At 73.9% G+C, this 2969-nt stretch carries 2 protein-coding genes; one reads left to right on the plus strand and one right to left on the minus strand.

The annotated features are described in order from the left end of the window. On the plus strand, positions 1-1848 hold a 1848-nt coding region (locus tag I53_RS17235), incomplete at its 5' end, for an L-glutamate gamma-semialdehyde dehydrogenase (protein WP_106428187.1). A gap of 16 nt (positions 1849-1864) precedes the next feature. Here I53_RS17235 and I53_RS17240 read toward each other — a convergent pair. After that, a partial coding sequence (locus tag I53_RS17240) for an ABC transporter substrate-binding protein (RefSeq protein WP_043352810.1) occupies positions 1865-2969 on the minus strand: 1105 nt, incomplete at its 5' end.

Here is a 2969-nt window from a genome sequence, read left to right on the forward strand (position 1 = left end):
CATTGGCCCGGGCGGAAGCGGCCGCCGCCGGTTGGGGCGGCGACGCCGGCGGCCGCGCGCGCCGCTTGCTTGGGGCGGGCCGCCGACGCCTTCGAGGCGCAGATGCCGGCGCTGATCGGGCTCATCGTGCGGGAAGCGGGCAAAACCTACGCGAACGCCGTGGCGGAGATCCGCGAGGCGGTCGATTTCCTGCGCTACGACGCCGCCGAGGCCGAGCGAATCCTCGGCGACGCGCACGCGCCGCTCGGCCCGGTCGCCTGCATCGCGCCGTGGAATTTCCCCCTGGCGATCTTCGTCGGGCAGGCCGCGGCCGCCCTCGCGGCGGGGAACACGGTCCTGGCCAAGCCCGCGGAGGAGACGCCCCTGATCGCCGCCGCGGCGATCCGCGTGCTCCACGCGGCCGGGATCCCGGCGGATGCCCTTCACCTGCTGCCGGGGGACGGCCGTGTCGGCGCCGCCCTGGTCGCGGATCCGCGCGTGCAGGGCGTGATGTTCACCGGCTCGACCGCGGTGGCCAAGGCCATCCAGCGCGCACTCGCGGGGCGGCTGAACCGCTTCGGCGAGCCGGTGCCCTTCGTCGCCGAGACCGGCGGCCAGAACGCCCTCGTGGTCGATTCCTCCGCGCTTGCCGAGCAGGTGGTGGCCGACGTGATCGCCTCGGCCTTCGATTCCGCTGGCCAGCGCTGCTCGGCGCTGCGGATCCTGTGCCTGCAGGAGGAGATCGCCGACCGGACGCTGCACATGCTCAAGGGCGCCCTGCGGGAGCTGCAGGTCGGCGACCCGCGGTGCCTCGCCGTCGATGTCGGACCGGTCATCACCGCCGACGTCGCCGCCCGCCTCGTCGATCATGTGGCGAGCCTGCGCGCGCGGGGGTTTCCCGTGGAGCAGTTGCCCCTGCCGCCCGAGGCCGGCGCCGGGACCTTCGTACCGCCGACGCTGATCGAGATCGGGGCGGTCGCCGATGTCGAGCAGGAGGTGTTCGGCCCGGTGCTGCATGTGCTGCGCTACCGTCGGGATACCCTCGACAGGCTCCTCGCGGCGATCGATGCCACCGGCTACGGGCTGACCTTCGGGCTGCACAGCCGCGTCGACGAGACCATCGACCACGTCCTGGGCCGCGTGCGGGCCGGCAACCGTTACGTGAACCGCAACATCATCGGCGCGGTGGTGGGCGTGCAGCCCTTCGGCGGCTCGGGCCTATCGGGGACGGGCCCCAAGGCCGGGGGCCCGCTGGCCCTCGGCCGGCTGGTGCGGAGACCGCCCGCCGCCGCCTGCGACGGGCTGCCCGCCGACGACACGGCGCTGCGCCCCTACACGGCCTGGCTGCGGTCGCGCCATCGCCACGACCTCGCGGAGAGGCTGGAGACCGTCCGCTATCCCGGATCCGCCCCGATCGCGCTGGCCGGACCGGTGGGTGAGCGCAATCTGTACGCCCTGCGTCCGCGCGGGCGCGTCGCCGCCGTCGCGGCGACGGAGACGGCGCTCCTGCTCCAGCTCGGGGCGATCCTCGGCACCGGCAACGCGGCGGTCATCGTCGCGGCCGGCGGCAGCGATGCGGCCCTGGACGGTCTGCCGGCGGTGTGCGCGGCCCGGATCGCCTGGGCTCCGGATCTCGACCGCGCGGGCGACGTCCAGGGCGTCCTGTTCGCGGGCGATGCGACAGCCCTGCGGGATCTCAACGCCGCCATCGCGGCCCGCGACGGAGCCATCCTGCCGCTCCAGGCCCGCGAGCCGGAGGCGCTGGCGGCCGGCGATCTCTACGATCCGGCGGGCTTGGTCGAGGAAATCTCCACAGCGATCAACACCGCGGCGGCCGGCGGCAATGCCAGCCTGATGAGCGTCGGGTGACCCGGCGGCTGCGCGCTCAGGCCGACCGGCGCAGGTTCCAGAACAGCGGCAGCCCGGTCAGCATGCCTTCGAGGTCGCGCCGGTAGGCGGTCGGCTGGAAGTACTGGCCGCAGGGGAGATAGGCGCCGACCTCCAGGGCGCGCGCCTGGATCCGCGCCGCGAGCGCCTTCTGGGCGGCGAGGTCCGGCGCGGCGAACCACGCGCTGCGCATCTCCTCCAGGGGGGCGTCCGTGAGCCAGCTCGGGACGCCCGCGCGGCCGTTCCCGCGGGCGGCCAGATGGTAGGCCGGCGAGAGATGGTCCAGCCCGCCGGAGAAGATCCCAAACATCGACCAGCCGCCCTGGTCCAGGGGCTTCGCGTTCAGGATCCGCTGGTTCACGGTCCCCCAATCGGTGGCGACGACGTCGAGGTTCATCCCGAGCTTGCGGCAGGCATCGGCCATCACCTCGCAGATCGCGTTGATCCGCGGCACGTCGGTCCCGGAGAGCAGCACCACCCGCTCGCCCTTGTAGCCCGCCTCGGCGAGCGCCCGCCTCGCGGCGGCGAGGTCGCGAGGGCCGGTGAGCACCGCCATGCCGGCCGACGACGCCATCGGACCACCCGCGGTGAAGATCCCGACGGGCCCGCGGCGGATCGCCGGGTCGCTGCCGGCGACCGCATCCATCATCTCGGTCTGGTCGACGGCCGAGAGCAGCGCGCGGCTGATCGCGGGATTGTCGAAAGGCGGCAGGGTGTGGTTGAGGCGGATCTGTCCGATCAGCCCTGCGGTCTCCACCAGATCCACCCGCACGGCCGGCTGGCGCATCAGGTCGGGCACGAGATCGACGAGGGGCTGCTCCCACCAGTCGATCTCGCCCGAGCGCAGGGCGCCGGCCGCGGTCGCGCCGTCGGGGATCGTGCGCCACTCGATGCGGTCGAAATGCGCGATCCGCGGTCCGGCGGTGAAGCTCGCCGTCCCGTCCGGACGGGGTCGGTACTCCTCGAACCGGCGGTAGACGTTGAGCGAGCCCGGAACCCGCTCGGCGGCGACGAACCGATACGGGCCGCTGCCGACGATCTCCGGCACCGCCTGCGTCGCCGGCGTCGCGCTCAGGCGCTCCGGCATGATCACCGGGACATAG

It is taken from the genome of Methylobacterium sp. B1 (assembly GCF_000333255.1).
Taxonomy (GTDB): Bacteria; Pseudomonadota; Alphaproteobacteria; order Rhizobiales; family Beijerinckiaceae; genus Methylobacterium; species Methylobacterium fujisawaense.